This window comes from Methylobacterium sp. J-030 (assembly GCF_022829545.1).
GTDB lineage: Bacteria > Pseudomonadota > Alphaproteobacteria > Rhizobiales > Beijerinckiaceae > Methylobacterium.
Genome location: NZ_JAKSYM010000402.1, coordinates 260,067 through 284,857, shown reverse-complemented (window position 1 = coordinate 284,857; position 24,791 = coordinate 260,067). Strand labels below are relative to the sequence as shown.

At 68.6% G+C, this 24,791-nt stretch carries 22 protein-coding genes; 13 read left to right on the top strand and 9 right to left on the bottom strand.

The window, feature by feature from the left end; all coding sequences use genetic code 11:
- Nucleotides 1-13: 13 nt before the first annotated feature.
- From ureC to MKK75_RS33785, 3 genes are all read right to left on the bottom strand, one after another.
- Entirely contained in the window at nucleotides 14-1,741 is a 1,728-nt protein-coding gene (gene ureC / locus MKK75_RS33795) for an urease subunit alpha (protein WP_244046832.1), read from the bottom strand.
- Nucleotides 1,742-1,954: 213 nt separating this feature from the next.
- Complete coding sequence (locus MKK75_RS33790) at nucleotides 1,955-2,575, bottom strand: urease subunit gamma (protein ID WP_244046831.1); 621 nt, start codon at nucleotides 2,573-2,575, stop codon at nucleotides 1,955-1,957.
- A gap of 76 nt (nucleotides 2,576-2,651) precedes the next feature.
- Nucleotides 2,652-3,665, bottom strand: a complete 1,014-nt coding sequence (locus MKK75_RS33785; RefSeq protein WP_244046830.1) for a LysR family transcriptional regulator — start codon at nucleotides 3,663-3,665, stop codon at nucleotides 2,652-2,654.
- A 262-nt stretch (nucleotides 3,666-3,927) separates the two neighbouring features.
- Between MKK75_RS33785 and MKK75_RS35975 the strand changes: the two genes are divergently transcribed.
- Genes MKK75_RS35975 through MKK75_RS33770 form a run of 3 tightly spaced genes read left to right on the top strand, consistent with a single transcriptional unit; the run spans nucleotide 3,928 to nucleotide 5,832 of the window.
- Nucleotides 3,928-5,013, top strand: coding sequence for a GNAT family N-acetyltransferase (locus tag MKK75_RS35975; RefSeq protein ID WP_279594282.1), 1,086 nt, complete (start codon nucleotides 3,928-3,930; stop codon nucleotides 5,011-5,013).
- Nucleotides 5,013-5,624, top strand: a complete 612-nt coding sequence (locus tag MKK75_RS33775; RefSeq protein WP_244046829.1) for a cysteine hydrolase family protein — start codon at nucleotides 5,013-5,015, stop codon at nucleotides 5,622-5,624. The genes MKK75_RS35975 and MKK75_RS33775 overlap by 1 nt, the downstream gene beginning before the upstream one ends.
- Nucleotides 5,617-5,832: a hypothetical protein gene (locus tag MKK75_RS33770; RefSeq protein ID WP_244046828.1), complete on the top strand. Its 216-nt coding sequence runs from the start codon at nucleotides 5,617-5,619 to the stop codon at nucleotides 5,830-5,832. Before MKK75_RS33775 ends, MKK75_RS33770 begins: the two co-directional genes overlap by 8 nt.
- On the opposite strand, the gene MKK75_RS33765 is transcribed toward MKK75_RS33770, so the two are convergent.
- Nucleotides 5,833-6,012 (bottom strand): hypothetical protein, encoded by a 180-nt coding sequence (locus tag MKK75_RS33765; RefSeq protein ID WP_244046827.1) that lies wholly within the window; start codon nucleotides 6,010-6,012, stop codon nucleotides 5,833-5,835.
- A gap of 428 nt (nucleotides 6,013-6,440) precedes the next feature.
- A complete protein-coding gene (locus MKK75_RS33760) occupies nucleotides 6,441-6,668 on the bottom strand; it encodes an HOOK family protein (protein ID WP_244046826.1) in 228 nt (75 codons plus the stop codon).
- A gap of 296 nt (nucleotides 6,669-6,964) precedes the next feature.
- Here MKK75_RS33760 and MKK75_RS33755 point away from each other — a divergent pair, with 296 nt between their 5' ends.
- The 6 genes from MKK75_RS33755 to MKK75_RS33730 all read left to right on the top strand — a co-directional run bounded on the left by MKK75_RS33755 (nucleotide 6,965) and on the right by MKK75_RS33730 (nucleotide 15,614).
- Nucleotides 6,965-8,236, top strand: a complete 1,272-nt coding sequence (locus MKK75_RS33755) for an efflux RND transporter periplasmic adaptor subunit (RefSeq protein ID WP_244046825.1) — start codon at nucleotides 6,965-6,967, stop codon at nucleotides 8,234-8,236.
- A gap of 49 nt (nucleotides 8,237-8,285) precedes the next feature.
- On the top strand, nucleotides 8,286-11,450 hold the full coding sequence (locus MKK75_RS33750) for an efflux RND transporter permease subunit (protein WP_244046824.1): 3,165 nt from the start codon (nucleotides 8,286-8,288) through the stop codon (nucleotides 11,448-11,450).
- 233 nt (nucleotides 11,451-11,683) lie between these two features.
- Nucleotides 11,684-12,817: a CaiB/BaiF CoA transferase family protein gene (locus MKK75_RS33745; protein ID WP_244046823.1), complete on the top strand. Its 1,134-nt coding sequence runs from the start codon at nucleotides 11,684-11,686 to the stop codon at nucleotides 12,815-12,817.
- A 23-nt stretch (nucleotides 12,818-12,840) separates the two neighbouring features.
- The gene (locus MKK75_RS33740) at nucleotides 12,841-13,590 is read left to right on the top strand and encodes a glucose 1-dehydrogenase (protein WP_244046822.1); all 750 of its coding nucleotides are present in this window, start codon (nucleotides 12,841-12,843) and stop codon (nucleotides 13,588-13,590) included.
- 10 nt (nucleotides 13,591-13,600) lie between these two features.
- Entirely contained in the window at nucleotides 13,601-14,749 is a 1,149-nt protein-coding gene (locus MKK75_RS33735) for an acyl-CoA dehydrogenase family protein (RefSeq protein ID WP_244046821.1), read from the top strand.
- 1 nt (nucleotide 14,750) lies between these two features.
- The gene (locus MKK75_RS33730; RefSeq protein WP_244046820.1) at nucleotides 14,751-15,614 is read left to right on the top strand and encodes a MaoC family dehydratase N-terminal domain-containing protein; all 864 of its coding nucleotides are present in this window, start codon (nucleotides 14,751-14,753) and stop codon (nucleotides 15,612-15,614) included.
- A 190-nt stretch (nucleotides 15,615-15,804) separates the two neighbouring features.
- On the opposite strand, the gene MKK75_RS33725 is transcribed toward MKK75_RS33730, so the two are convergent.
- Together MKK75_RS33725 and ade are read right to left on the bottom strand one after the other, a co-directional pair.
- Entirely contained in the window at nucleotides 15,805-16,230 is a 426-nt protein-coding gene (locus MKK75_RS33725; protein WP_244046819.1) for an organic hydroperoxide resistance protein, read from the bottom strand.
- Between the two features lie 88 nt (nucleotides 16,231-16,318).
- Nucleotides 16,319-18,040: an adenine deaminase gene (gene ade, locus MKK75_RS33720; protein ID WP_244046818.1), complete on the bottom strand. Its 1,722-nt coding sequence runs from the start codon at nucleotides 18,038-18,040 to the stop codon at nucleotides 16,319-16,321.
- A 127-nt stretch (nucleotides 18,041-18,167) separates the two neighbouring features.
- Between ade and ilvD the strand changes: the two genes are divergently transcribed.
- On the top strand, nucleotides 18,168-19,997 hold the full coding sequence (gene ilvD / locus MKK75_RS33715) for a dihydroxy-acid dehydratase (protein ID WP_244046817.1): 1,830 nt from the start codon (nucleotides 18,168-18,170) through the stop codon (nucleotides 19,995-19,997).
- Here the strand turns inward: ilvD and MKK75_RS33710 are convergent, their stop codons facing one another.
- Nucleotides 19,998-20,633: a GDSL-type esterase/lipase family protein gene (locus tag MKK75_RS33710; RefSeq protein ID WP_244046816.1), complete on the bottom strand. Its 636-nt coding sequence runs from the start codon at nucleotides 20,631-20,633 to the stop codon at nucleotides 19,998-20,000.
- Nucleotides 20,634-20,804: 171 nt separating this feature from the next.
- Nucleotides 20,805-21,776 (bottom strand): GDP-L-fucose synthase family protein, encoded by a 972-nt coding sequence (locus tag MKK75_RS33705; protein WP_244046815.1) that lies wholly within the window; start codon nucleotides 21,774-21,776, stop codon nucleotides 20,805-20,807.
- Nucleotides 21,777-22,052: 276 nt separating this feature from the next.
- Between MKK75_RS33705 and MKK75_RS33700 the strand changes: the two genes are divergently transcribed.
- The 3 genes from MKK75_RS33700 to MKK75_RS33690 are packed head-to-tail and all read left to right on the top strand — an operon-like array spanning nucleotide 22,053 to nucleotide 24,791.
- Nucleotides 22,053-23,576: a phytoene desaturase gene (locus tag MKK75_RS33700; protein ID WP_244046814.1), complete on the top strand. Its 1,524-nt coding sequence runs from the start codon at nucleotides 22,053-22,055 to the stop codon at nucleotides 23,574-23,576.
- A complete protein-coding gene (locus MKK75_RS33695; protein ID WP_244046813.1) occupies nucleotides 23,557-24,627 on the top strand; it encodes a phytoene/squalene synthase family protein in 1,071 nt (356 codons plus the stop codon). Before MKK75_RS33700 ends, MKK75_RS33695 begins: the two co-directional genes overlap by 20 nt.
- Before the next feature lie 11 nt (nucleotides 24,628-24,638).
- Nucleotides 24,639-24,791 (top strand): hypothetical protein, encoded by a 153-nt coding sequence (locus tag MKK75_RS33690; RefSeq protein ID WP_244046812.1) that lies wholly within the window; start codon nucleotides 24,639-24,641, stop codon nucleotides 24,789-24,791.

Sequence of the window (24,791 nt, the reverse complement as noted above, 5' to 3'; positions counted from 1 at the left end):
GCCGGATTCTAGCTCAAAACAGGAAATAGCGCTGCGCCATCGGCAACACCTCGGCGGGCTCGCAGACGAGCAACTCTCCGTCGGCGCGGACATCGTAGGTCTCGGGATCGACCTCGATCACCGGCGTGGCATCGTTGAGCACCATGCTGGCCTTGGAGATGCCGCCCCGGACATTCTCCACCGCGACGAGTTGTTTCTGGACGGCTAGGCGCTCGCGCAGACCATCCGCGATGGCGGCACCGGACACGAAGGTGAGGGCGGTGGCGAAGGGGGCCCGACCGTAGGCGCCGAACATCGGGCGGTAATGCACCGGCTGCGGCGTCGGGATCGAGGCGTTGGGATCGCCCATCGGCGCGGCCGCGATGCTGCCGCCCTTCAGGACGAGATCCGGCTTTACCCCGAAGAAGGCTGGTGACCAGAGCACGAGATCGGCGAGCTTGCCCGGCTCCACCGAGCCGATGTGCTTCGAGATCCCGTGCGCGATGGCGGGATTGATGGTGTATTTCGCCACGTAGCGCCGGGCGCGGAGATTGTCGGTGCCCGAGGCGTCGCCGGCCAGGGCACCGCGCTGGCGCTTCATCTTGTCGGCAGTCTGCCACGTGCGGACGATGACCTCGCCGACCCGTCCCATGGCCTGGCTGTCCGACGACATCATCGAAAGGGCGCCGAGGTCGTGCAGGATATCCTCGGCTGCGATGGTCTCGCGCCGGATCCGGCTCTCCGCGAAGGCGAGGTCCTCGGGGATTGATGGGTCCAGGTGGTGGCACACCATGAGCATGTCGAGGTGCTCGTCGATGGTGTTCTTCGTGTAGGGCCGCGTCGGGTTGGTGGAGGAGGGCAGCACGTTCGGCAGCCCGGCCACCTTGATGATGTCGGGCGCGTGGCCGCCGCCGGCGCCCTCCGTGTGGAAGGCGTGGATGGTGCGGCCCTTGAATGCCGCGATCGTATCCTCGACGAAGCCCGACTCGTTGAGCGTGTCGGTGTGGATCATGACCTGGATGTCGTGGGCGTCGGCGACCGACAGGCAGGTGTCGATCGCGGCCGGCGTCGTCCCCCAATCCTCGTGCAGCTTCAGCGCGCAGGCGCCGGCCCGGACCATCTCGACGAGGCTCTCCGGCCGCGCGGCGTTGCCCTTGCCGGCGAAGGCGAGATTCATCGGGAAGGCGTCCGCTGCCTCGATCATCCGGGCGATGTGCCAAGGGCCGGGGGTGCAGGTGGTGGCGAAAGTGCCGTGCGCCGGGCCGGTGCCCCCGCCGAGCATCGTGGTGACGCCGGAGCACAGCGCTTCCTCGATCTGCTGCGGACAGATGAAGTGGATGTGGCTGTCGAAGCCGCCAGCAGTCAGGATTTTTCCCTCGCCGGCGATTACTTCCGTTCCGGCCCCCACGATGATGTCGACCCCCGGTTGCACATCCGGATTGCCGGCCTTGCCGAGCTTGGCGATCCGGCCGCGCACGATCCCGACATCGCATTTCACGATGCCCCAATGGTCGAGCACGACGGCGTTGGTGATGACCGTGTCGACGGCGCCCCCGGCATTCGTCACCTGGCTCTGGCCCATCCCGTCGCGGATGACCTTGCCGCCGCCGAACTTCACTTCCTCGCCGTAGGTGGTGAGATCGCGTTCGACGGTGATCTCCAGGCTGGTGTCGGCCAGCCGGATGCGGTCGCCGACCGTGGGACCGAACATGTCGGCGTAGGCGGCGCGGGGAAGGCTCGCGGGCTTCGGGGTGTTGGCCATGGCTCGCTTTTCGACCCTCAGATCTGCAGGAGCGCGAAACTCGGGTCGGTCGCAGCGTTCCTATCGAAGGTAACCGTCAGCGATGCACCTGCAGCGCTTCGCCTTCAAGGCTGCGCGGACGGCCGCCGGGAGCGTGATCCGGCCGTGCTCCGAGAGTAACGTCTCAAACTGTTTCACGAACGCTCTCCGCAAACGCTTTGGTATCCGAGCCGCTCAAAGCTTACCCATCACCTCGCCGCGGAAGCCGTAGACCGTGCGGCCGCCCGAGAGCGGCACGAGCGTGACCTCCCGGGTCGATCCGGGCTCGAAGCGCACGGCAGTGCCGGGGGTGATATCGAGCCGTTTGCCGCGCGCCTGTTCGCGGTCGAAGACGAGGCCCGGATTGACCTCGTAGAAATGGTAGTGGGAGCCGACCTGGATCGGCCGGTCGCCCGTGTTGGCGACTTCGATCACCGTGCGTTCGGCACCGGCATTGAACACGATCTGGCCAGGCAGTGTCGTCACGGTGCCCGGCACGTCGGATGAGGCCGCGCCGCGAATCGGGTGATGGACCGTCACCAGCTTGGTGCCGTCCGGAAACGTCGCCTCGACCTGGATGTCGTGGATCATCTCGGCCACGCCCTCCATCACCTGATCGGCGGTGAGCACGGTGCCGCCCGCCTGCATCAGTTCGGCGACGGTGCGGCCGTCCCGCGCGCCCTCGACCACGAAGTCGGTGATCAGCGCCACCGCCTCCGGATGATTCAGTTTCACGCCGCGCGCCATGCGGTTGCGTGCCACCTGGGCCGCCATGGCGATCAGCAGCTTGTCCTTCTCGCGGGGTGTCAGGAGCACGGGCAACCTCGTCGTTGCGACCGCCGGAGCAAGGATCATGCGCGCGGCGTGGTCAAGGGCGACGCAAACGGCCGCCTCAGGGCGTCATCGCGGTGAAGCCGGCGAACAGATCGGGCAGAGGCGCGCCTTTGACCACGGTCGGCAGATCCCGGGGGTGAATGAACGCGTCCTGAAACCAGGGATAGCGCCTGGGATCGAAGGCAGCGCGGATCCAGTCGATCGTCCGGCGCACCCGCTCGATGCGCTCTGCGTCCGGATGGTAGGTCAACCAGATGTCGAGGCTGTAGCGACCGAGATTGTCGATTGGCACGACCCGGGCGCCGATGGCGCTGGCGTAGGTCGGCAGCAGACCGATCCCCGCGCCCTTGGCGATCGCCCAGTAATACGCGCTGCTGACATTGATCTTCAGGGCGATCGGGATCGAGGCCGGGAAACCGGGGATGTCCCGGCTGTAATCCTCCAGGCGGATAGTCTGGCTGCTCGCCTGAACCACGATCCGGTGCCGCGTCAGATCCTCCGGCGCGGCGGGAAGTCCGTAGGTCTCCTCGTAGTCCCGGGCCGCGTAGGGCAGCAGGTGAATCCGCCCGAGCTTGACGACGCGGAGGTCCGGGCTGGTCGGCCGGGTGAGCTGGATCGCGAGGTCGGCCTCCAGCCGCAGAACGTCGGCGGATTCCATCGCGCAACGCAGATCGACGGTCAGGCGCGGGTTCGCCCGCTGAAACTCGACCAGCCGCGGTGCGAGCCAGAAGGCGCCGAGCCCTTCGGTCACCGCGATCCGCACCTCGCCGGCCTCCGAGAAGGGCGACGCTTCGCCCGCGCGCAGCAATGTGAACGCCGCCTCTTCCATGCGGCTCGCGGCTTCCAGGATCGCGTGCCCCTCGGCGGTCAGGCGGATGCCGTCCACATGGCGGGTGAGCAGCGGCGCGCCGATCAGCGCCTCGAGATCGCCGATCCGGCGACGCACCGAATTGACCGAAATGCCGAGCTCGGCCGCCGCCGACCGGAAGCTTCCGGCCCGTTCCAGAATCAGGAAGACGCGGATGCTCTGCCAATCCGGCATCGTGCCCGGGGCCGCCGCGATCTGTTCCATCGACGGAACACCCCTGTTCCAATTTTTGCACATACAGCGAGAGCGCTAGATGCGAAGTGCTCGACCGTCAATCCGTAACCGAATGACAGGTCATCCGATGACGGTGCATATCGATCGCTCACAATTCGTGGCCAGTGACACGGATCGACTTGACACTTCCAAAGTCTCCACACGGCAGCGGCATGAACTCGGGGCGATCCGGATCGACCGGGTTGCCCGACACCTCGTGGTCTTCATGCCGATGCCGAAGGATCTCGGCAGGATGATCGAAGCCGCTCGGACCGACCTGCCGGATCTCGCGCCCCTCGCAACCGTGCAGCGCGTGATGTCGCGCAATCCGGATAGTGTCTGGGCGGTCGCACAGCGGCACAAGTTCGACGCCGCCGCGCCGCAGGGCGAGGGCTTCGTGGCCTGCCTGATGCTGAATGCGGACGGTCTCGCCGCGCTGAAGGCCGGGACGTTCGATGCGGCCGATCCGCCCGTCGCCATGCTGGCGGGTCAGCACGAACGTCCGGCTGGCATCTACGTCTGGGCCGTCTACGCGCGCCGTCGACTGGCCGGCGGCGTCGGGCTGGTCTTCGATCGTCTGTCCAGCCCGAACTATCAGGGCGTCGATTTCTACGCCCGGGCCGCGACGCCGGAGGGCGCGGCGCTTCTGACGACTTTGGGCTTCGCTGCGCCGAGCCCCTCGCTCGGCGATCTCTATCACTTCGCCCGCGGATCGAAGCCCGATGCCGCGCCGAGCTATGATAGCCACCGCCCCGGTAGGACCGGGACCAGCGTCGCGGTGGCGCGCAGCATGGAGGATCTGTCCCGCGTCATCGCCTTGCGGTCCGCCGTCTACATGGCCGAGCAGGCCTGCCCCTACGAGGAGGAGTTCGACGGCAACGACCTCTCGGCCACCCATCTGATCGGCTATGTGGGTGACGAGCCCGCGGGATGTCTGCGCATCCGGTTCTTCGCCGATTTCGCCAAGATCGAGCGGCTGGCCGTTCGCGCCGAATATCGCAACACGCGTATGGCCTTTGCCCTCGTCCGCGCCGGGATCGAACTGGCCCGGGTCAAAGGCTACCGCCGCCTCTACGGGCACGCTCAGAAGCGCCTCGTCGGATTCTGGAGCCGCTTCGGCTTCCGAGTTTTCGAGGGCGCGCGGGAACTTGTCTTCTCCGACTTCGACTACGTCGAGATGCTGCTCGAAGCCGAACCACATCCCGAGGCGATCGGCATCGGCGCAGACCCCTACGTCATCATCAGGCCGGAAGGCCGCTGGCACCGGGCCGGCGCCCTCGATCGTTCGCGGACCCGCGCCGTCACACGGCCCTCGGTCGACAGCAGGGTCGCGTTCTGATGCGGCAAATCAATCCTGCGCTCTACAGGCGGCCGCGCAGCGTCCCGGTGCTTGTCCTGGTGGACATGCAGCAGGAGTACGAGATCGCGGGCCGGCCGCTCGCCCTCCCGAGCATCGGCCCGGCCCTCGCGAATTGCCGGCTCGCGCTGGACCACGCCCGCGAGAGCGGGATCCAGGTCGCCTACGTCCGGTGGATCGGCGCACCGCTGTTCCAGCCGGGCACCCGCTTCGCGCGCTGGATCGAGGGCTTCGAGCCGCAGGGCTGCGACATGATCTTCGATCGGGACCGGCCCTCCTGTTACGCCAGCCCGGCCTTCGCCGACGTGATGGAGCGGGGCTGCCCGCCGCTCGTCATCGCGGGCTTTGCCGGCGAAGCGGCCTGCCTGGCCACGGCGATCGACGGCTACCACCGCGGCCACGACGTCACCTTCCTGAGCGACGCCTCGGCCAGCCACAACCTCGACGGCATCGCCGCCGAGGATATTCACCGCTCGGTGAGCGCCGTCCTGCGTTCGTTCGGGGACGTCATGCGCACCCGAGAGTGGATCGCCGCCGCGACCCCCTTCGGTGCCGCCGCCTTCGCCCCCAGATCGACCCATGCCAATGATTGATCGACGTCAGAACGACGGATCCGATGACGCGGCACCCGCAGCCGCGGCGGAGATCGAGTTGCGCCTGGGACGGCACGCGGTCGCTCTCCTGGAGGCTGCCCGCGATGCCGGCGACCCGACGCTGATCGCGCACGCCGAGGCAATGGCCATGGCGGTGGGGTATGCGCTGGCCGCCCGCGGCGTGGACGGCGTGACGCCCGAAAATTGATCAGCCTGCGTCGTCCTCGCCACCGATCAGGCGCATCGCGCGCAGCCGTTCCGTGCGCTCGTCGCGCGACCGCCGATCCGCATCGAGGGCCAGCCACAGGGCGACCGTCTCGGCCTCGCGCTGAGACGCGTCGCGCGCGTCGATCTCGTGCGGCGATGGGATTTGGTCGAAGGCGTCCATCGTGGGTCGTCCGTGCGCTGGGCTGCCGTCCGCTACAGCCCGACGGCCGGCCGGTCCAGCCCGAACCTGCGCCTTAGCTTCGACAAACAGTCGCCATCGTCACCGCTCGCCCTGCGAAGCCGGGAACGTGCCTTAGGCTAGCCCAACCCGGCACCGCCGGGACCGGTCGATAGCAGAACGACAGATGGATTGGCCGAAAAACCATCGGTGACAAAACATTAATGATTTGGCCACATGAAAACACTGGTGGAGAGCGGAGTCCAGATCTAGTGTCTTCAGTACAGCGACGCCTGTGTGCTGGCAAAAGGTCCCGGGTTTTGTTCTCGCCGCCGTCCTGACAGAAACATCGTGAATACGGGAGCGGCCTACAGAGCCTCAGGCCTCGCGGACGGGATCTGGATTGCCCGGCGTTCCGCAAGCGCAGCCTGTCAGCTTTTGGATCCGATCAACGTGGCGATGACGGCTTCGACCACATCAATCTGCTGCTGCACGGCGACGAACCGCGGGCCGGACTCCGACCCGTCGCCCAGCACGAAGCTGCCCTTCCGACGCCGCGTCTCGCGCAAAGATTGCACCGCCGCAGCGATGATCTGCCGCTCCTCGATCAGCGCAGCACGCAGTTCGATCAGTCCGTCCAGTTCCGGGCTCTGGGTCATGCGGCGTTCCGGTCTCACAGATCCGTCGCGGGAGCGGCAGCCGACGGTGAAAAGAGATGCAAGGCGTGCCGCTCGCCGTCGTCGGGTCCCGGGCGACCGATCGGAGCGGTCGGCGCCCCCATCGAACGCGACGCCGCCACGTCTACTCCGCGACGATCGAACTTTCACCTGCCCGCTCCGCAAACGGCCGCGTGGGTCGGTGTACCGCATCGGTGTCGATCGCTCTGATTGTATGCTACGGAATGCAAGATATTCCAGGCCGCTCTGCGGACCGGTTGGGGAGCGGGCGTGAGCGCATGCTGAGCGATGACGCGGATCATCGCGTCGCATCTCGATCGGACGCGATCGAAGCGGCGCCCGGCGGAGGCGATCGGCGGCCGGCCGGCGGACGGCCGAAGAAGCGGTCCCGCGGCGTCGCTCTGATCCTGCTGCTGCTCGTCGCTGCTGGCGGCGGCGCCTATGGCTACACGCGCCTCAACCAGCCTGACGCGAAGCCGAAGAGCGCCGCGCCGCGCGCCGTGCCTGTGACCCTCGGAACCGTCGAGCAAGGGCCGTTCGCCCTCGTGTCGAACGGCCTCGGCACGGTCCAGGCCTACAACACCGTCCAGGTCCGCACCCGGGTCGACGGCGAGATCCAGCAGGTCGCCTTCCACGAGGGCCAGACGGTCCGTAAGGGCGATGTGCTCGTGCAGGTCGATCCGCGCCCCTATCAGGCGACGCTCGATCAGGCCAAGGCCAAGAAGGAGCAGGACACCGCCAACCTGAACAATGCCAAGGCGGATCTGGTCCGGTACACGGGTCTCGGCGCCTATGCCTCGCGGCAGCAGACCGAGACGCAGTCCGCCCTGGTGGCGCAGCTCACCGCGCAAGTCGCCTCCGATCAGGCCGCCATCGACAACGCCACGACGCAGCTCGGCTATGCCACGATTCGCGCGCCGATCGCCGGCGTGACCGGCTTTCGGCAGGTCGATATCGGCAACATCGTCAACGCCGCCGGACAGACCCCGATCGTGACGATCACCCAGGTCGAGCCGATCTTCGTCGTTTACACCGCGCCGGAGGATCAGCTCCCCGCGATCACCGCGGCCCTGCGGAAGGGCGACGTTCCCGTCGAAGCCTGGAGCTCGGACGGCCTCACAAAGCTCGCGGACGGCAAGCTCGCCCTGTTCAACAACCAAGTGGATACCGCGACCGGCACCATCCGTCTCAAGGCCGTGTACGAGAACCAGAACCACGCGCTCTGGCCTGGCCTGTCGGTCTCGACCAAGATGCGGGTCGGCATCGTGGCGCTCGCTACCACGGTGCCGGACAACGCCATCCAGCACGGGCCGGACGGCCTGTTCGCTTTCGTGGTGGACGAGAACGATCACGCGCATCAGGTGCACCTCAAGGCCGGACGGTCGGATTCAGGACGCACGCAGATTCTGAGCGGGGATCTGAAGTCGGGCGAGCGCGTCATCACGGCCGGCCAGTACAAGGTTCAGGACGGCAGCCTCATCGCGGAAGCCCGCGCCGCCGGATCAGCGCAGGCGGATACGCCCGCGCCTCAGAAGGAGGCTCAGCGCTGATGCAGGCCTTTGCCCTGAGGATGGCCCCCCGGCGCCGCGGGGGCGGGCGATGAAAGGCGGTATCTCCGCGCCGTTCATCCGCTTCCCGGTGGCGACCACCCTGATCATGGTCGGCATCCTGTTCCTCGGGGTGGTGGCCTACCCGCTGCTGGGCGTCGCGCCGCTGCCGCAGGTGGATTTCCCGACGATCCAGGTGACGGCACAGCTCCCCGGCGCGAGCCCGGAGACCATGGCATCCTCGGTGGCGCAGCCGCTCGAGCGGCAGTTCTCGCAGATCCCGGGCGTGTCGCAGATGACGTCGCAGAGTTCCCTCGGGATCTCGACGGTCACGGTGCAGTTCGATCTGAACCGCAACATCGACGGCGCCGCCAGCGACATCCAGGCCGCGATCAACGCCGCTGGCGGCCAGTTGCCGAAGAATCTTCCAAGCCCGCCGACCTACCGCAAGGTCAACCCGGCCGATTCGCCGATCCTTCTGCTGTCGGCGACCTCCGACACCCTGCCGCTGATCGATGTCGACGACGCGGTCGACGTGCAGCTTGCCCAGCGCATCAGCCAGATCTCAGGCGTCGCGCAGGTCTTTATCGGCGGCCAGCAGAAGCCGGCGATCCGTATCCAAGTCGATCCCGCCAAGCTCGTCGCGAAGAACCTGTCGCTGGAGGACGTGCGCTCGCAGCTCACCTTGACGACGGTCAACAATCCGAAGGGCAGTATCGACGGCGGCAGCCACAGCTACACGATCTACGCCAACGACCAGCTCACGGTGGCGAAGAACTGGGACGACGTGATCGTCGCCTACCAGAACGGCGCCCCGTTGCGCGTGCGCGACATCGGCCGCGCGGTCGCCGGGCCCGAGGATACCAAGCAGGCGGGCTGGACCAACGGCAGGCGCGGCGTCTTCCTCGTGGTGTTCAAGCAGCCCGGCGCCAACGTCATCGACACGGTGGACAGCATCAAGGCGCAGCTTCCGCAGCTCACCGCGACCCTCCCGGCGGGCATCAAGATCGGTATCCTGAGCGACCGCACCCAGACTATCCGGGCCTCGGTCGAGGACGTGCAGTTCACCCTTCTGCTCACCATCGTGCTGGTGGTGGCGGTGATCTTCGTCTTCCTACGCAGCTTCTGGGCGACCGTGATTCCGAGCGTCACCGTGCCGCTCGCGCTGCTCGGCGCCTGCGCGCTGATGTGGCTCGCCGGCTACACCCTGGACAACCTCTCGCTGATGGCGCTCACCATCGCGGTGGGCTTCGTGGTCGACGATGCCATCGTCGTGCTGGAGAACATCAGCCGCTACGTCGAGGAGGGGATGCGGCCCATGGAGGCCGCCTTCAAGGGTGCGGGCGAGATCGGCTTCACGATCGTGTCGATCTCGGTGTCGCTGATCGCGGTGCTGATCCCGCTGCTGCTGATGGGCGGCATCATCGGCCGGCTGTTTCGCGAATTCGCCGTCGTGCTGTCGATGACGATCGCGGTCTCGGCCTTCGTGTCGCTGACGCTGACGCCGATGATGGCCTCGCGGCTGCTCAAGCCGCACGGCGCCGAGCGGCACGGCCGCCTCTACCGGATGAGCGAGGCCGGCTTCGACTGGCTGCTGTCCACGTATGAGGGCGCCCTCGACATGGCCCTGCGCTTCCGCAAGGTCACGCTCCTCGTCTTCTTCGCCACGCTGGCACTCACCGGCTACCTGTTCGTGGCGATCCCGAAGGGCTTCTTCCCGCAGCAGGACACCGGCTTCATGATCGGCGTCACCGAGGCGGGGCAGGACATCTCGTTCTCGGCGATGCAGACGCTGCAGGAGAAGGTCGGTGCCATCGTCCAGGCCGATCCGGCGGTGGCGACGGTCGGCATGTCGCTCGGCGGCAACGGGCAGGCGCTGAATTCCGGGCGCATGTACATCACGCTCAAGCCCCGGGACGAGCGGGACGTGAATGCCTTCCAGGTGATCGGGCGTCTCCGCCCGAAGCTGGATCAGGTCGAGGGCATCCGCACCTTCATCCAGGCGACGCAGGATGTGCGCACGGGCGGCCGCACCTCGCGCACGCAGTTCGAATACACACTTCAGGATCCGGATCTCGCCGAGCTGAACACCTGGGCGCCAAAAATCCTCGACCGGATGAAGACCCTGCCGGAGCTGCGGGACGTCGCCACCGACCAGCAGACCCGGGGCACCACCCTGACCCTGTCGATCGACCGCGACGCCGCCCCGCGCTACGGCATCTCGCCCCAGCTCATCGACGACACGCTCTACGACGCGTTCGGCCAGCGGCAGATTGCGCAGTACTTCACGCAGCTCAACAGCTACCACGTGGTGCTGGAGGTGCTGCCGGTCCTGCAAGGCAGCGTCGAGAGCCTGGACAAGATCTACATCAAGGCGCCGAACGGCGGCGGCCAGGTGCCCCTTGCGGCCTTCGCCCACTGGACGACCGTTCCGGTGGCGCCGCTCGCCGTGAACCACCAGGGCCAGTTCCCGGCGGTGACGATCAGCTTCAACCTCGCCCCCGACGTCGCGCTCGGGCAGGCCACCGAGGCGATCGGACGGGCGATGCGCGAGCTGCAGGTTCCGCCGACCGTGGTGAGCGGCTTCCAGGGCACGGCGCAGGCCTTCCAGCAATCGCTCTCGACGGTGCCGCTGCTGATCCTGGCGGCCCTGTTCGTGGTCTACCTGATCCTCGGCATCCTCTACGAGAGCTTCATCCACCCGATCACCATCCTGTCGACGCTGCCCTCGGCCGGCGTCGGTGCGCTGGCGGTGCTGATGTGGGCGGGGTTCGACTTCAGCCTGATCGCGCTGATCGGCATCATCCTGCTGATCGGCATCGTGAAGAAGAACGGCATCATGCTGGTCGACTTCGCGATCGTGGCCGAGCGGGAGGAGGGCCTCAGCCCCGAAGAGGCGATCCGCCTGGCCGCCCTGCTGCGCTTCCGCCCGATCCTGATGACCACCATGGCGGCGCTGCTCGGCGGCATCCCGCTGATGTTCGCGCACGGCACCGGATCCGAGATCCGGCAGCCGCTGGGCTACGCCATGGTGGGCGGGCTGGCAGTGAGCCAGATCCTGACGCTGTTCACGACGCCCGTGATCTACATCTACCTCGACCAGCTGGCGCATCGCTTCTCCTACCGGGACAAGCCGGCGGCGATCGAGGCTGTCGAGCCCGAGGCGGAGCCCGTGGAGGAAGTCCGTGGGCCTCCGACATTGCGGGCGGCGGAGTGAGGCTGGAGCCGCGCCGCCGTCTCGGTCGGTGGAGCGAACCAACCCCGTCCGGCGCGACGCGCTGTCGGGTCGCGCCGCCCGGGTCGCTTTTCCATGCTCGCGATGACGGACACGGGTCCGGCGGCCCTGGCCCTGAGCCCTCGGCCCCTGTAACCCCGCGCCGCTTGGCGTAACCCGCTGACGAACCACTTGAGTCCGGATCGGCCGATAGGCCTCGGATCCGAAGGACGTCGATGAGCTGGAACCTGCCGTTGCGAGGGCTGATCGTCCTCGCCCTGGAGCAGGCGGTCGCAGCCCCGTACTGCACGTCGCGGCTCGCCGATGCCGGCGCCCGCGTCATCAAGATCGAGCGCCCGGAAGGCGACTTCGCCCGAAGCTACGACGCCGCGGTCCACGGCCTGTCGAGCTACTTCGTCTGGCTCAACCGCGGCAAGGAGAGCCTCGTCGCCGACATCAAGGATCCAGCGGATGCGCGCCTGCTCCACGCGATCCTCGCGCGGGCCGACGTGTTCGTGCAGAACCTCGCCCCCGGTGCCGCCGCCCGCGCGGGCTTCGGATCCGCCGCGTTGCGCGCCCGCCATCCGCGCCTGATCACCGTCGACATCTCCGGCTACGGCGCCGGCCACGCCTACAGCGACATGAAGGCCTACGATCTGCTGGTCCAGGCCGAGAGCGGGCTCGCCGGGATCACCGGCCATCCTGCCGGTCCGGGCCGGGTCGGCGTCTCCGTCTGCGATGTCGCCTGCGGAATGGACGCCCATGCCGCCGTGCTGGAGGCACTGATCGCCCGGGGCATCACCGGCGAGGGCTGCGCTCTGGACGTCAGCCTGTTCAGCGGCGCGGCCGACTGGATGAACGTGCCGCTGCTCTATTTCGAGGGCACCGGTCGGGTGCCGCAGCGGGTCGGCCTCGCCCACCCGTCGATATGCCCCTACGGCGCCTTCCCGACGGCCGACGACAGCCTCGTGCTGATCTCGATTCAGAACGAGCGCGAATGGGCGCGCTTCTGCGCGGTCGTGTTGGAGGAACCCGATCTCGCCACGGCCGAGGGCTACGCGCCCAACACCGCCCGGGTGGCCAACCGGGAGACGGTCGATCGGCGCATCGGCGACGCCCTGGCGCGGCTAACCCGCGACACGGCGGCCATTCGGCTGGCGGAAGCCGGTACCGCCTACGGCTTCGTCAACACGCTCGCCGATCTCGCCACCCATCCCGCCCTGCTGCGCGCCGCGGTCGAGACGCCCGGTGGGACCGCTCGAATCGTGGCTCCGCCGGTGCTGGTCGACGGGCAGGCGCGGGCGCTCGGCCCGGTTCCGGATATCGGCCAGCACACCGCGCGCATCCGCGCGGAATTCGCGGCGCGCTGACCAACACAACAGGGGAGGGGACCATGAGGCTCGACGGCAAGATCGCGATCGTGACAGGCGCGGGCGGCGGCTTCGGAGCGGGTATCGCCCGCCGCTTCGCGGAGGAAGGCGCCCGGGTCGCCTGCCTCGACCTCGACCGTGCGTCGGCCGAGCGCGTGGCGGCCGAGATCGGCGCGAACGCCCTCGCGATCGGCGCGGATGTCGGCGACGCCGGTGAGGTCGAGGCTGCCGTCACGGCGACCTGCGCGCGGTTCGGCGCTCCGCACATCCTGGTCAACAATGCCGGCACCACCCACCGCAACAAGCCGTTGCTGGAGGTGACCGAGGAGGAGTTCGACCGCGTGTTCCGCGTGAACGTGAAGTCGATCTTCCACTTCGTCCGGGCAGTCGCCCCGCAGATGCGCGATCAGGGCGGCGGCGTGATCCTGAACGTCAGCTCGACGGCGGCGCTCCGGCCACGTCCCGGGCTGACGTGGTACAACGCCTCGAAGGGCGCCGCGAGCCTTGCCTCCAAGTCGCTGGCGCTGGAACTCGCGCCCTGGAAGATCCGGGTGAACGCCCTCTGTCCGGTGATGGGCGCGACCGGGCTGCTCAAACAGTTCATGGGCGTGCCCGACACGCCCGAGAACTGCGCCCGGTTCATCGCCACGATCCCGCTCGGCCGGATGTCGGAGGCGCGCGACATCGCGGCGGCGGCGCTGTTCCTCGCCTCCGACGAGGCGGAGTTCATCACCGGCGTCGATCTACCGGTCGATGGCGGTCGCACGGCCTGAGGAGCACGCCATGGAAGCCTATACCGAGATCCGCGACGCCGTGGCGAAGCTCTGCGCGGGCTTCCCGGGCGCCTACTGGCGTGCCCTGGACCGGGAGATGGCCTACCCGACCGCGTTCGTGAACGCGCTCACCGAAAGCGGGTACCTCTCGGTCCTGATCCCGGAGGCGTATGGCGGTTCGGGGCTCCCGCTCTCGGCGGCCGCCGCGATCCTGGAGGAGGTGCAGCGGGCCGGCTGCAACGGCGGAGCCTGCCATGCCCAGATGTACACGATGGGCACCCTGCTCCGGCACGGATCCGAGACTCAGAAAGCTGAGTACCTGCCGGGCATCGCCGAGGGCCGCCTCCGCCTCCAGGCCTTCGGGGTGACGGAGCCGACCTCCGGTACCGATACCGGCAGTCTGAAGACCACGGCGCGCCGCGAGGGCGGCCACTACGTGGTCAACGGGCAGAAGATCTGGACCAGCCGGGCCGAGCATTCCGACCTGATGCTGTTGCTGGCCCGCACGACGCCGCGCACGGAAGGCATGAAGCGCACGGACGGCCTGTCGGTTCTCCTCGTCGACATGCGCGAGGCCCGGGGCAACGGCCTTACCATCCGGCCGATCCGCACGATGATGAACCACGCCACCACGGAGGTGTTCTTCGACAACCTTCGCGTGCCGGCCGAGAACCTGATCGGCGAGGAGGGACGGGGCTTCCGCTACATCCTCTCGGGGATGAACGCGGAGCGCATCCTGATCGCGGCCGAGTGTGTTGGCGACGCCAAGTGGTTCATCGACAAGGCGAGGGTCTATGCCGGGGAGCGCTCGATCTTCGGCCGGCCGATCGGCGCCAACCAGGGCGTGCAGTTCCCGATCGCCCGGGCCTACGCCAACATGCGGGCGGCCGCGTTGATGGTCCGCGAGGCGCTGACCCTCTATGAGGGCGGCGCCAATCCCGGCGCGGAGGCCAACATGGCCAAGATGCTCGCCGCCGATGCCTCCTTCGAGGCGGCCAATGCCTGCATCCAGACGTATGGCGGCTTCGGCTTCGCCGAGGAATACGATGTCGAGCGCAAGTTCCGCGAGACGCGCCTCTATCAGGTCGCGCCGATCTCCACGAACCTGATCCTGGCTTACCTGTCCGAGCATGTGCTCGGCCTGCCGCGCTCGTACTGACATGACCGACTTGACCGCCTGGATCGGCCGCACCCGCGAGCAATCGGATCTCGTCACGCCGCGGCTGTGCGCCGAGTTCAGGGCCACGTTCGCGCCGCACCTGGCGCCGGCCATGGATCAGACGGTGCCGCCCGCCCTGCATTGGTGCCTCGCCCCGGAGACGCCGCCGGCCGACGCCCTCGGTCCGGACGGCCATGCCGCAAAGGGCGGCTTCCTGCCCCCCGTGCCGCTGCCACGCCGCATGTGGGCCGGCGGACAGATCGAGACCTTCTCGGAGCTGCGAATCGGCGATTCCGTCACGCGCTCGGAAACGGTGCGGGACGTCGCACTGAAGGATGGGCGGAGCGGGCAGCTATGCTTCGTCACCGTGGAGCACGTCGTGGAGACGGGCCGCGGCGTAGCGATCCGCGAGCGGCAGGATATCGTATACCGGGAAGCGGCCGATGCGCAGACGGGCCGGAACTCCGACGGGGAGCGCGACGCGGCAAGCGCTTACGCGCAGGTCTGGTCGGTGCCCGCGACGCCGACGCTGCTATTCCGCTACTCGGCCATGACCTTCAACGGGCATCGCTTCCACTACGACCAGCCCTATGCGACGCGGGTGGAAGGCTATGCCGACCTCGTGGTCCACGGACCGATGCAGGCGACGCTGCTGATGAACCTCGCCGCCACGATGCTGAGGCACGTGCCGCGAATCTTCCGCTATCGCGGCTTGTCCCCGATGACCGCGAACCAGGTCTTTCGCGTGTGCGGCCGCATGAGCGAGGCCGGGTACGAGGGCGTCACGCTCGATGAGACGGGCCGCGTCTGCATGCGGGCCTGGGCCGAGGGGGAGACGATGGTCCGACCCTCGACCTCATCCTGAAATGCCGGAGCGCAGCGGAGGCCTCGGAGGAGGGCTCCAGCGACCGCGTGGCTTCTGGAGGGCTCCTCAAGGCTCGCCGTACTCGCACTTCAGGGTGAGGCGAATGATGGGACGGGCGATTCCCATCGCGAACCGTTCTACGCCGCGCTGGTGAGGCCCTCGGAGGCGCCTCACCGTCACGACACCCGGCTCAGGCGAGTTTCAGCCCGACGTCGACGTTGCCGCGCGTGGCGTTCGAGTACGGACAGACCTGATGGGCGGCGTCCACGAGCTTCTGCGCGTCGGCGCGGTCGAGGCCCGGCAGGCTGATCGTCAGGTCTGCAGTGATGCCGAAGCCGCCCTCGGAACGCGGGCCGATGCCGACATCGGCGGTCACGCTGGTGTCGGTCGGGACCTTCAGTTGCAGCGAGGGCGCCACGGCCTTCATCGCGCCGAGGAAGCACGCCGAATAGCCGGAGGCGAAGAGCTGTTCCGGGTTGGCGCCGGGACCACCGCCGCCGCCCAGTTCCTTCGGGGTCGAGAGCTTGACCTCGAAGCTGCCGTCGGCGGTGCGAGCGGCGCCGTCGCGGCCCCCGGTGGCGGTGGCGGTGGTGCGGTACTTCACGTCCACGGACATGAGAATCTCCGGTATCAGAATGGGTGTCGGCATCTAGGGGCCGGCAGGCGAATGCATAGGCCCATTTTAGATTGTGCGCAATCTAAATTCACGGGTCGATCAGGCAGAATCGATCGACATCGACCAGCCCGCGATCGGTGATCTTGAGATGGGGGATGACCGGCAGGGGCAGGAACGCCACTTGCAGAAACGGCTCGGGCAGGACAACGCCAAGGCTCCGCGCTGCGGCCCGCAGGGCGATCAGATCCAGCCGGATCGCATCGAACGGCATCAGGCTCATGAGGCCGGCAAGCGGCAGCGCGATCTCGGCGAGCACCTGGCCGCCCTCCACCACCACGAACCCGCCCTCGATCTCGCCCAGACGGTTCACCGCCACCGCCATGTCGGCCTCGTCGACGCCGACCACCGTGATGTTGTGGCTGTCGTGCCCGACCGAGGACGCGATGGCGCCGCGTTGCAGCCCGAACCCCTTCACGAAGGCGATGCCGATCCCGCCTGCGCCCGGCGCCGTCCGCCCGTGGCGTTCCACGACCGCGACCTTGATGGCGTCCTGCGCGAGATCGACGTGGCGATGGCCGTCGGCATAGGGCAGCGAAAGGTCGTAGCGCAGGGTTATGATCTTGCCCGGCACGACGCCGATCGCCGGCGTCGCGGGTCCGGATCCCGGCGCGGCGAAGTCCGCCGCCGTCACCCGCCGCGCCCGGACGCTGCCCCGTCCGATCGGTGCGATGGGCGGGCGGGCGGCAAACAGCGTCTCCTCCACCGGCCGGCCGGCGGCGAGCACCGAGGAGACCGCGCAGGTCGCGAGATCGTCGAGCACCACGAGGTCGGCGCGCTGTCCCGGCGCGACGAGCCCCCGGTCGTGAAGGCCGAAAGCGCGGGCCGCCGACCATGAGGCGGCCCTGTAGGCGGCGAGCGGCGGCGCCCCGAGCGCGATGGCGGTGCGGATGACGAAGTCGAGATGCCCTTCCTCGGCGATCTCGAGGGGGTTCCGGTCGTCGGTGCAGAAGGCCAGGAACGGCGCGGTGCGCTCGGTGAGGATCGGCGCCAGCGCGTGCAGATCCTTGCAGACCGAACCCTCACGGATCAGCACCGTCATGCCCTTCGAGAGTTTTTCAAGGGCCTCCTCGGGCGTCGTCGCCTCGTGTTCCGTGCGGATGCCGGCGGCGATGTAGCCGTTGAGGCGTTCGCCGCGCAGAAGTGGCGCGTGGCCGTCGATATGCCGGCCCTGGAAGGCCGCGAGCTTCTCTAGCACCCCCGCTTCGCCTGCGAGCACCCCGGGGAAGTTCATGAATTCGGCGAGCCCGATCACCTTGGGATGGGCGGCGAAGGGCAGCAGGTCGGCTGCCTCGATCCGCGCGCCCGACGTTTCCAGATGGTCGGTCGCCGGCACGCAGGAGGAGAGCTGCACCCGCAGGTCCATCGCCATCGTCTCCGCCGAGGCCAGGAACCACGTGAAGGCCTCGACGCCGAGGACGTTGGCCATCTCGTGCGGGTCGCAGATCCCGGTGGTCACGCCGTGCGGCAGGACGCACCGCTCGAATTCCTGCGGCGGCATCAGCGACGATTCGACGTGGAAATGCGTGTCGATGAAGCCCGGCACCACGACCTTGCCAACGATGTCGATCTCGCGCCGGCCGCGATAGGTCCCGAAGGTGCCGACGATTCTGTCGCCGCAGAGGGCGATGTCCGACGCCACGAGATCGCCGGTCACGAGATCGAGGAACCGCCCGCCCTTCAGGACCAGATCGGCCTCGGTACGGCCCGATCCCTGATCGATGGCCCGCCGCAGGAAGTCCACCTGTGCCATCGTGCGCTGTCGCCTCCATCCCGCTATCCGCCGGGAGCATGCCACGGATGCGTGGCCTTCGGCGACGCTTGCAGGCGGGCGACCAGGGGCGCAGAAGCCCGGCATCTCGAAACGGTCGACTCTGCCGATGCCTGCCTATCGTTCCCGCACCACCACCCACGGCCGCAACATGGCCGGCGCCCGCGGCCTCTGGCGCGCCACCGGCATGAAGGACGGCGATTTCGGCAAGCCGATCATCGCGGTGGTGAACTCGTTCACGCAGTTCGTGCCCGGCCACGTTCACCTGAAGGATCTCGGCCAGCTCGTGGCCCGCGCGATCGAGGCGGCCGGCGGCGTCGCCAAGGAATTCAACACGATCGCGGTCGATGACGGTATCGCCATAGGCCATGACGGGATGCTGTACTCGCTGCCATCCCGGGAGCTGATCGCCGATTCCGTCGAGTACATGGTCAACGCGCATTGCGCCGACGCGATGGTGTGCATCTCGAACTGTGACAAGATCACCCCCGGCATGCTGATGGCGTGCTTGCGCCTCAACATCCCGACCGTGTTCGTCTCCGGCGGCCCGATGGAGGCCGGGAAGGTGCAGCTCCCTGGCATCGCCAGGAAGGTCGACCTCGTCGACGCGATGATCGCGGCGGCCGACGACCGGATCTCGGATGCCGACGTGGCGGTGATCGAGCGCTCGGCCTGCCCGACCTGCGGCTCCTGCTCGGGCATGTTCACGGCGAACTCGATGAACTGCCTCACCGAGGCACTGGGTCTGGCGCTACCGGGCAACGGCTCGGTGCTGGCCACCCATGCCGACCGCAGACGCCTGTTCGTGGAGGCCGGCCACCTGATCGTGGATCTGGCCCGCCGCCACTACGAGCAGGACGATGCCAGCGTGTTGCCGCGCGCGGTCGCGAGCCTCAAGGCCTTCGAGAACGCGATGACGCTCGACATCGCCATGGGCGGCTCGACCAACACGGTGCTGCACCTGCTGGCCGCCGCCCACGAGGGCGAGGTGCCCTTCACGATGGCCGATATCGACCGGCTGTCGCGGCGGGTGCCGGTGCTGTGCAAGGTCGCCCCGGCGGTCGCCAACGTCCACATGGAAGACGTGCACCGTGCCGGCGGCATCATGGGCATCCTGGGCGAGCTCGATCGCGCCGGCCTGATCGACACGGAGGTCGGCAACGTCTCGGCCGGGACGCTGGGCGGCGCCCTGGCACGCTGGGACGTGCGCGCCGCGCCAAGCGCGTCCGTCGAGACCTTCTATCGCGCCGCCCCCGGTGGCGTGCCGACCCAGGTGGCGTTCAGCCAGGATTCCCGCTTCGACGAACTCGACCTCGACCGGGCGGGCGGCGTGATCCGCGACGCTGCGCACGCGTACTCGCAGGATGGCGGCCTCGCCGTGCTCTACGGCAACCTGGCCGAGCAGGGCTGCATCGTGAAGACCGCGGGCGTCGATAACGCGATCCTGACCTTTTCGGGTTCGGCCCGGGTGTTCGAGAGCCAGGACGCGGCGGTCGACGGCATCCTCAACGGCAAGGTCGCGGCCGGCGAGGTGGTGCTGATCCGCTACGAGGGACCCCGCGGCGGCCCCGGCATGCAGGAGATGCTGTACCCGACGAGCTACCTGAAATCGAAGGGGCTCGGGAAGGCCTGCGCCCTGGTGACCGACGGGCGGTTCTCCGGCGGATCCTCCGGCCTGTCGATCGGCCACGTTTCTCCCGAGGCGGCCGAGGGCGGCCTGATCGGCCTCGTGCGCGACGGCGACATCATCGCCATCGACATTCCGAACCGCAGCATCCGCCTCGACGTGGATGCGGGCGAACTCGATCGGCGCCGCGCCGAGCAGGAAGCGGCCGGCTGGCAGCCCACGAAGCCCCGCACGCGCAAGGTCAGCGCGGCTCTGCGCGCCTACGCGATGCTCACGACCAGCGCCGCCCACGGGGCCGTGCGCCGGGTCTGATCAGCGGCTGCCCCTGACCAGGGCGGTGATGCGCTGACGCAGGGATCTGCGCGCCGGCGCGACCTCGGCGGTCGCGCCGGGCGGGGTGCGTCCGAGGGCGGTCAGCATGAGCGGCTCGATCGCCCGGTATCCGGCCGGGCTGAGGTGAAGCCCATCCGTTCCGTAGGACCGCCGCAAGCCCCCCGATTCGTCGGCCAGCACGGAATGGTAGTCGATGTAGGTCGCCCCGTGCTCATGCGCGTGGTTGCGCAGCCACGCATTCACCGCGGCGATCATCGCCGGGGCGTCCTGGACCACAGGGTTCCACGGGATCCGGGCGGCCGGCATGATCGAGCCGACCCACGCCTGCACGCCCATCGCCCGCGCCTCGTCGAGCATGCCGGCGATCGTCTGAGCGATGCCGTCGGCGGGCACAAAGAATCCCTCGTTGCGGCCGATGTCGTTCACCCCGCACAGGAGATGCACGCCCCTGGCCCCGGTCTCCTCCAGATCGCGGCGGAACCGCATGGTGATCCAGCGCGCCGTCTGGCCCGATCCCCCGCGGGGGATCAGATCGTGGGCCGCAAAGACCGCGGCGCGGTCGTTGCCCCATTGCTCGGTGATCGAGTCACCGATGAAGACGATCGGACTGATCATGGTTCAGTGCGAGGCTCCTGTTCAAGCGCCGAACGACACGGCGGCGACCGCCAACTTGCGAAGTGGCTCCACCACCAGCTGCTATCGGACGTAGGCGTCGGCATGAGGCGACCGCTGGTCCATGAGCGCTCTTCCCCCCGGCGGATCTATCCGCGCCACCGTGACATCTGCCTAGCTGCGCAGGTCGGCCTGATGTGCGAGGAACCAGCCGTAGGTCTCACGCAAGCCGTCCTCCAGCCCGATCTCCGGCCGCCAACCCATGGCCTTGAGCCGTGAAACGTCCATCAACTTGCGCGGCGTGCCATCGGGCTTCGTCGCGTCGAACGCGAGCTGGCCCTCGTAGCCGATCACCCGCGCCAACGCCTCGGCCAGCTCCAAGATCGTGCAATCCTCCCCCGTACCGACGTTGATGTGGGACAGGTCCGGCCGCGTGTTGGCCGCGTAGACTGCCTCGTCCATCGCCATCACGAACACGCTGGCGCGCGCCATATCGTCAACGTGGAGGAACTCGCGCTTCGCCCGGCCCGTGCCCCAGACCATGACGCTCGCACGGCCCGCTTCCTTCGCCTCGTGCAGGCGACGCATCAGCGCTGGCAGCACGTGGGCGTTGTCGGGGTGGAAGTTGTCGTTGGGACCGTAGAGATTGGTCGGCATCACGCTGCGGTAGCGCCGCCCGTACTGGCGGTTGTAGCTCTCGCACATCTTGATCCCGGCGATCTTGGCGATCGCGTAGGGTTCGTTGGTGGGCTCGAGCGTGCCGGTGAGTAGCGCGTCCTCGCGCATCGGCTGCTCGGCGAGCTTTGGATAGATGCAGGACGAGCCCAGGAACAGCAGCCGGTCGACGTCGCTCAGATGGGCGGCGTGGATGACGTTGGTCTGGATCACGAGATTGTCGTGGATGAACTCGGCCGGGAAGGTGCTGTTGGCGTGGATGCCGCCGACCTTGGCGGCGGCGAGATAGACCTGATCGATTCGGTTCTCGATGAAGAAGTGCCGGACCGCGCCCTGATCGAGCAGGTCGAGGGTCTGTCGGTCGGCCGTCAGGATCCGTTCGTGCCCCTGTGCCTTCAGGCGGCGCACGATCGCCGAGCCCACCATGCCGCGATGGCCCGCCACGAAGATCGTCTGACCGCGATCGTCCATCACCCGCCCCGTTCCCAATCCCATCATCGCCTCGTCACGGCCCTATAGCGCCGTTCGGCCGGAGAATCGCGGCGCGAACGTGAAAGCTCCGCGATACCGGGGGTGGTACCGAGCGGCGAGGGCCAGGACGCGCACCTCGCACGACAAACCCTCGCCCGCGAAGCCTCGCCCGCACGCGCGAACCGAATGCTCCGGCCCAGACTGCGTCGCGATCGGACAACGCGCGTCGACGATTGTCCCTTGCGCCCCGTCGAGACGCCGCGATAGTGTCAAGCCATGCTGACACTTGCGGTCGATCAGAGCGTAGGACAAGAGCGTGATCGGCGCCCGCACGCCGTGGTCATCGGCTCGGGCTTCGGCGGGCTCGCCGCCGCCGTGCGGCTCGGTGCGCGCGGATACCGCGTCACCGTCCTGGAACGGCTGGACCAGGCCGGCGGTCGCGCGCGGGTTCACCGGCAGGACGGGTTCACCTTCGATGCGGGCCCGACCATCGTCACGGCGCCCCAATTGTTCGAGGAGCTCTGGACTTTGGCGGGCCGGCGCCTGTCGGATGACGTGACGCTCGTCCCGATGGATCCGTTCTATCGGATCCGGTTCGCGGACGGTTCGTCGTTCGCCTACAGCGGCGACCCGGAACGGATGCGCGCCGAGGTCGCCCGCTTCGCGCCGGAAGATGTCGCGGGGTACGAGCGCTTCATGGCGCACAGCCGGGCCGTCTGCGAGATCGGGTTCGAGCGGCTCGGCCACGTCCCGTTCGGGCGGATCGGCGCGATGCTGAAGATCGCCCCGGATCTGGTCCGTCTGTCGGGGCACCGTTCGGTCCACGAAGTGGTGGCCCGCTTCATCCGCGACGAGCGGCTGCGCACGGTATTCAGCTTCCACCCGCTGCTCATCGGCGGGAATCCATTCCGGGCAAGCGCGATCTACTGCCTGATCGCGGATCTGGAGCGCCGCTGGGGCGTCCATTTCGCCCTGGGCGGGACCGGGCAGCTCGTCGATGGCCTCGTGCGCCTGATCCGCAGCCAGCGCGGACGGGTGCGGCTCGGCGCCGACGTCGCGCGCATCCGGGTCGAAGGCGGGGCGGCGACCGGTGTCGAACTGCACGGCGGCGAGGTGATCGCGGCGGATCTGGTCGTGTCGAATGCCGATTCGGCGGTCACCCATGCGCGCCTGCTGCCGGAGGCCCAGCGCTGGAGCCCATGGCGGTACCGCCGCGCCCGCTCCTCCATGGGCCTGTACGTGTGGTACTTCGGCACGAAGCGCCGCTACCCGGAGGTGGATCACCACACGATCCTGCTCGGGCCGCGCTATCGCGGGCTCCTGGCCGACATCTTCGACCGGAAGGTGCTGGCCGACGATGCGAGCCTCTACCTGCACCGACCCACCGCCACCGATCCCGGTCTCGCACCGCCGGGATGCGATGCGTTTTACGTCCTTGCGCCCGTGCCGAACCTTGCCGGCGGCCAGGATTGGCGGGCGCTGGCGGAGCCGTACCGGCGCCGGATCGCCCGGATCCTGGAAACCAGCGTGCTCCCGGGCCTGTCGGAGACGATCGTCACATCCCGCGTGACGACGCCGCAGGATTTCCAGGATGATTTCCTGAGCTACCGCGGCTCCGGCTTCGGGCTCGAACCCGTGCTGACGCAGTCCGCGTGGTTCCGGCCGCACAACCGCTCCGGGGACGTGCGCAACCTCTACCTCGTCGGCGCGGGCACGCATCCGGGTGCTGGCCTGCCCGGCGTACTCTCCTCCGCCCGCGTCCTCGACACCGTGGTTCCCGATGCCCGCGTTACCGCCTGAATTCGCCGCTGCGGCCGACCGGACCGCCTGCCGGACCGCGATCCGGCGGGGGTCGAAGAGCTTCTTCGCGGCCGGCCAGATGCTGCCCGGGGAGGTCCGCGAGGCGGCCTACGGCCTCTACGCCTTCTGCCGCTACTCGGACGACCTCGTGGACGAGGCCACCAGCGCCTCCGCCCGCCACGCGGCGGTGGCGCGCCTTGGTCATCGGATCGCGAGAGCTTATGCCGGCGAGCCCGCCGATACGCCTGCCGATCGGGCCTTCTCGGAGATCGTCGCTGCCTGCGCGATCCCGGAAGCCCTGCCTCAGGCGCTCATCGAGGGCTTCGCCTGGGATGCCGAGGGGCGGCACTACGCCGATCTCGACGCGCTCCACGCCTACGCGGCGCGGGTCGCCGGCTCGGTCGGCGCCATGATGGCGCTGATCATGGGCGTGCGCTCACCTGAGGCCCTGGCCCGGGCCTGCGATCTCGGGGCCGCGATGCAGCTCACCAACATCGCCCGCGATGTCGGTGAGGATGCCCGCCTGGGCCGGCTCTACCTGCCGCGCGACTGGATGCGGGCAGCCGGGATCGACCCCGACGCCTTCCTGGCCGATCCGCGGCCGAGTCCGGCGCTCGCCGCCGTCGTTGCCCAGCTGCTCGCCGAGGCCGACCGGCTCTACGTCCAGGCCGCGGACGGGATCGCGCTGCTTCCGACGCGCTGCCGGCCGGCCATCCATGCGGCCGGGATGATCTACCGCGAGATCGGGCGGGTGATCGCCGCATCAGGACACGATTCGGTCTCTCGCCGGGCCCGCGTCGCGGGCGTTCGCAAGCTCGCGCTGATCGCCCAGGCAACGCGGGCACCCGCCGCCGCCCCGGGTCCCGCAGCGCCTGCGCTGCCGCAGGCGCTGTTCCTGATCGAGGCGGTCGCGCGCCATCCGCTTCCGGCCCTCGGCCAGCGGCCCGCTCTGCGGCCCTGGTGGGATGTGGCCGGCCGCGTCGTCCACGTCCTCGACCTGATCGAGCGGATGCGTCAGCGGGAGGCGTTCGGCCGGTCCGCGGCGTCCTGAGCGGCGTGCAAATGGGTCAATCGCTGTTCGCCGCCCTCGATCTCGGGCTCGCCTTCGCCGCGGTGCTGGGGATCGGCCTCTGGCAACTCATCGCCGTCCGCCGGAGCATGCGCCGCGATCGCGAAGGATCCGGCAGCCGCTCGAGCGGCGGTGATGGGGGCTGA

What these genes read in the sequence shown, in the direction of transcription:
- MKK75_RS33690 (WP_244046812.1), top strand. Translation starts at nt 24,639, where the DNA reads ATGGGTCAATCGCTGTTCGCCGCCCTCGATCTCGGGCTCGCCTTCGCC.
- MKK75_RS33755 (WP_244046825.1), top strand. Translation starts at nt 6,965, where the DNA reads ATGCTGAGCGATGACGCGGATCATCGCGTCGCATCTCGATCGGACGCG.
- MKK75_RS33695 (WP_244046813.1), top strand. Translation starts at nt 23,557, where the DNA reads ATGCCCGCGTTACCGCCTGAATTCGCCGCTGCGGCCGACCGGACCGCC.
- MKK75_RS35975 (WP_279594282.1), top strand. Translation starts at nt 3,928, where the DNA reads ATGATCGAAGCCGCTCGGACCGACCTGCCGGATCTCGCGCCCCTCGCA.
- ade (WP_244046818.1), bottom strand. Translation starts at nt 18,040, where the DNA reads ATGGCACAGGTGGACTTCCTGCGGCGGGCCATCGATCAGGGATCGGGC.
- MKK75_RS33740 (WP_244046822.1), top strand. Translation starts at nt 12,841, where the DNA reads ATGAGGCTCGACGGCAAGATCGCGATCGTGACAGGCGCGGGCGGCGGC.
- MKK75_RS33710 (WP_244046816.1), bottom strand. Translation starts at nt 20,633, where the DNA reads ATGATCAGTCCGATCGTCTTCATCGGTGACTCGATCACCGAGCAATGG.
- MKK75_RS33785 (WP_244046830.1), bottom strand. Translation starts at nt 3,665, where the DNA reads ATGGAACAGATCGCGGCGGCCCCGGGCACGATGCCGGATTGGCAGAGC.
- MKK75_RS33775 (WP_244046829.1), top strand. Translation starts at nt 5,013, where the DNA reads ATGCGGCAAATCAATCCTGCGCTCTACAGGCGGCCGCGCAGCGTCCCG.
- MKK75_RS33760 (WP_244046826.1), bottom strand. Translation starts at nt 6,668, where the DNA reads ATGACCCAGAGCCCGGAACTGGACGGACTGATCGAACTGCGTGCTGCG.
- MKK75_RS33705 (WP_244046815.1), bottom strand. Translation starts at nt 21,776, where the DNA reads ATGGACGATCGCGGTCAGACGATCTTCGTGGCGGGCCATCGCGGCATG.
- MKK75_RS33765 (WP_244046827.1), bottom strand. Translation starts at nt 6,012, where the DNA reads ATGGACGCCTTCGACCAAATCCCATCGCCGCACGAGATCGACGCGCGC.
- ureC (WP_244046832.1), bottom strand. Translation starts at nt 1,741, where the DNA reads ATGGCCAACACCCCGAAGCCCGCGAGCCTTCCCCGCGCCGCCTACGCC.
- MKK75_RS33750 (WP_244046824.1), top strand. Translation starts at nt 8,286, where the DNA reads ATGAAAGGCGGTATCTCCGCGCCGTTCATCCGCTTCCCGGTGGCGACC.
- ilvD (WP_244046817.1), top strand. Translation starts at nt 18,168, where the DNA reads ATGCCTGCCTATCGTTCCCGCACCACCACCCACGGCCGCAACATGGCC.
- MKK75_RS33770 (WP_244046828.1), top strand. Translation starts at nt 5,617, where the DNA reads ATGATTGATCGACGTCAGAACGACGGATCCGATGACGCGGCACCCGCA.
- MKK75_RS33730 (WP_244046820.1), top strand. Translation starts at nt 14,751, where the DNA reads ATGACCGACTTGACCGCCTGGATCGGCCGCACCCGCGAGCAATCGGAT.
- MKK75_RS33735 (WP_244046821.1), top strand. Translation starts at nt 13,601, where the DNA reads ATGGAAGCCTATACCGAGATCCGCGACGCCGTGGCGAAGCTCTGCGCG.
- MKK75_RS33725 (WP_244046819.1), bottom strand. Translation starts at nt 16,230, where the DNA reads ATGTCCGTGGACGTGAAGTACCGCACCACCGCCACCGCCACCGGGGGC.
- MKK75_RS33745 (WP_244046823.1), top strand. Translation starts at nt 11,684, where the DNA reads ATGAGCTGGAACCTGCCGTTGCGAGGGCTGATCGTCCTCGCCCTGGAG.
- MKK75_RS33700 (WP_244046814.1), top strand. Translation starts at nt 22,053, where the DNA reads ATGCTGACACTTGCGGTCGATCAGAGCGTAGGACAAGAGCGTGATCGG.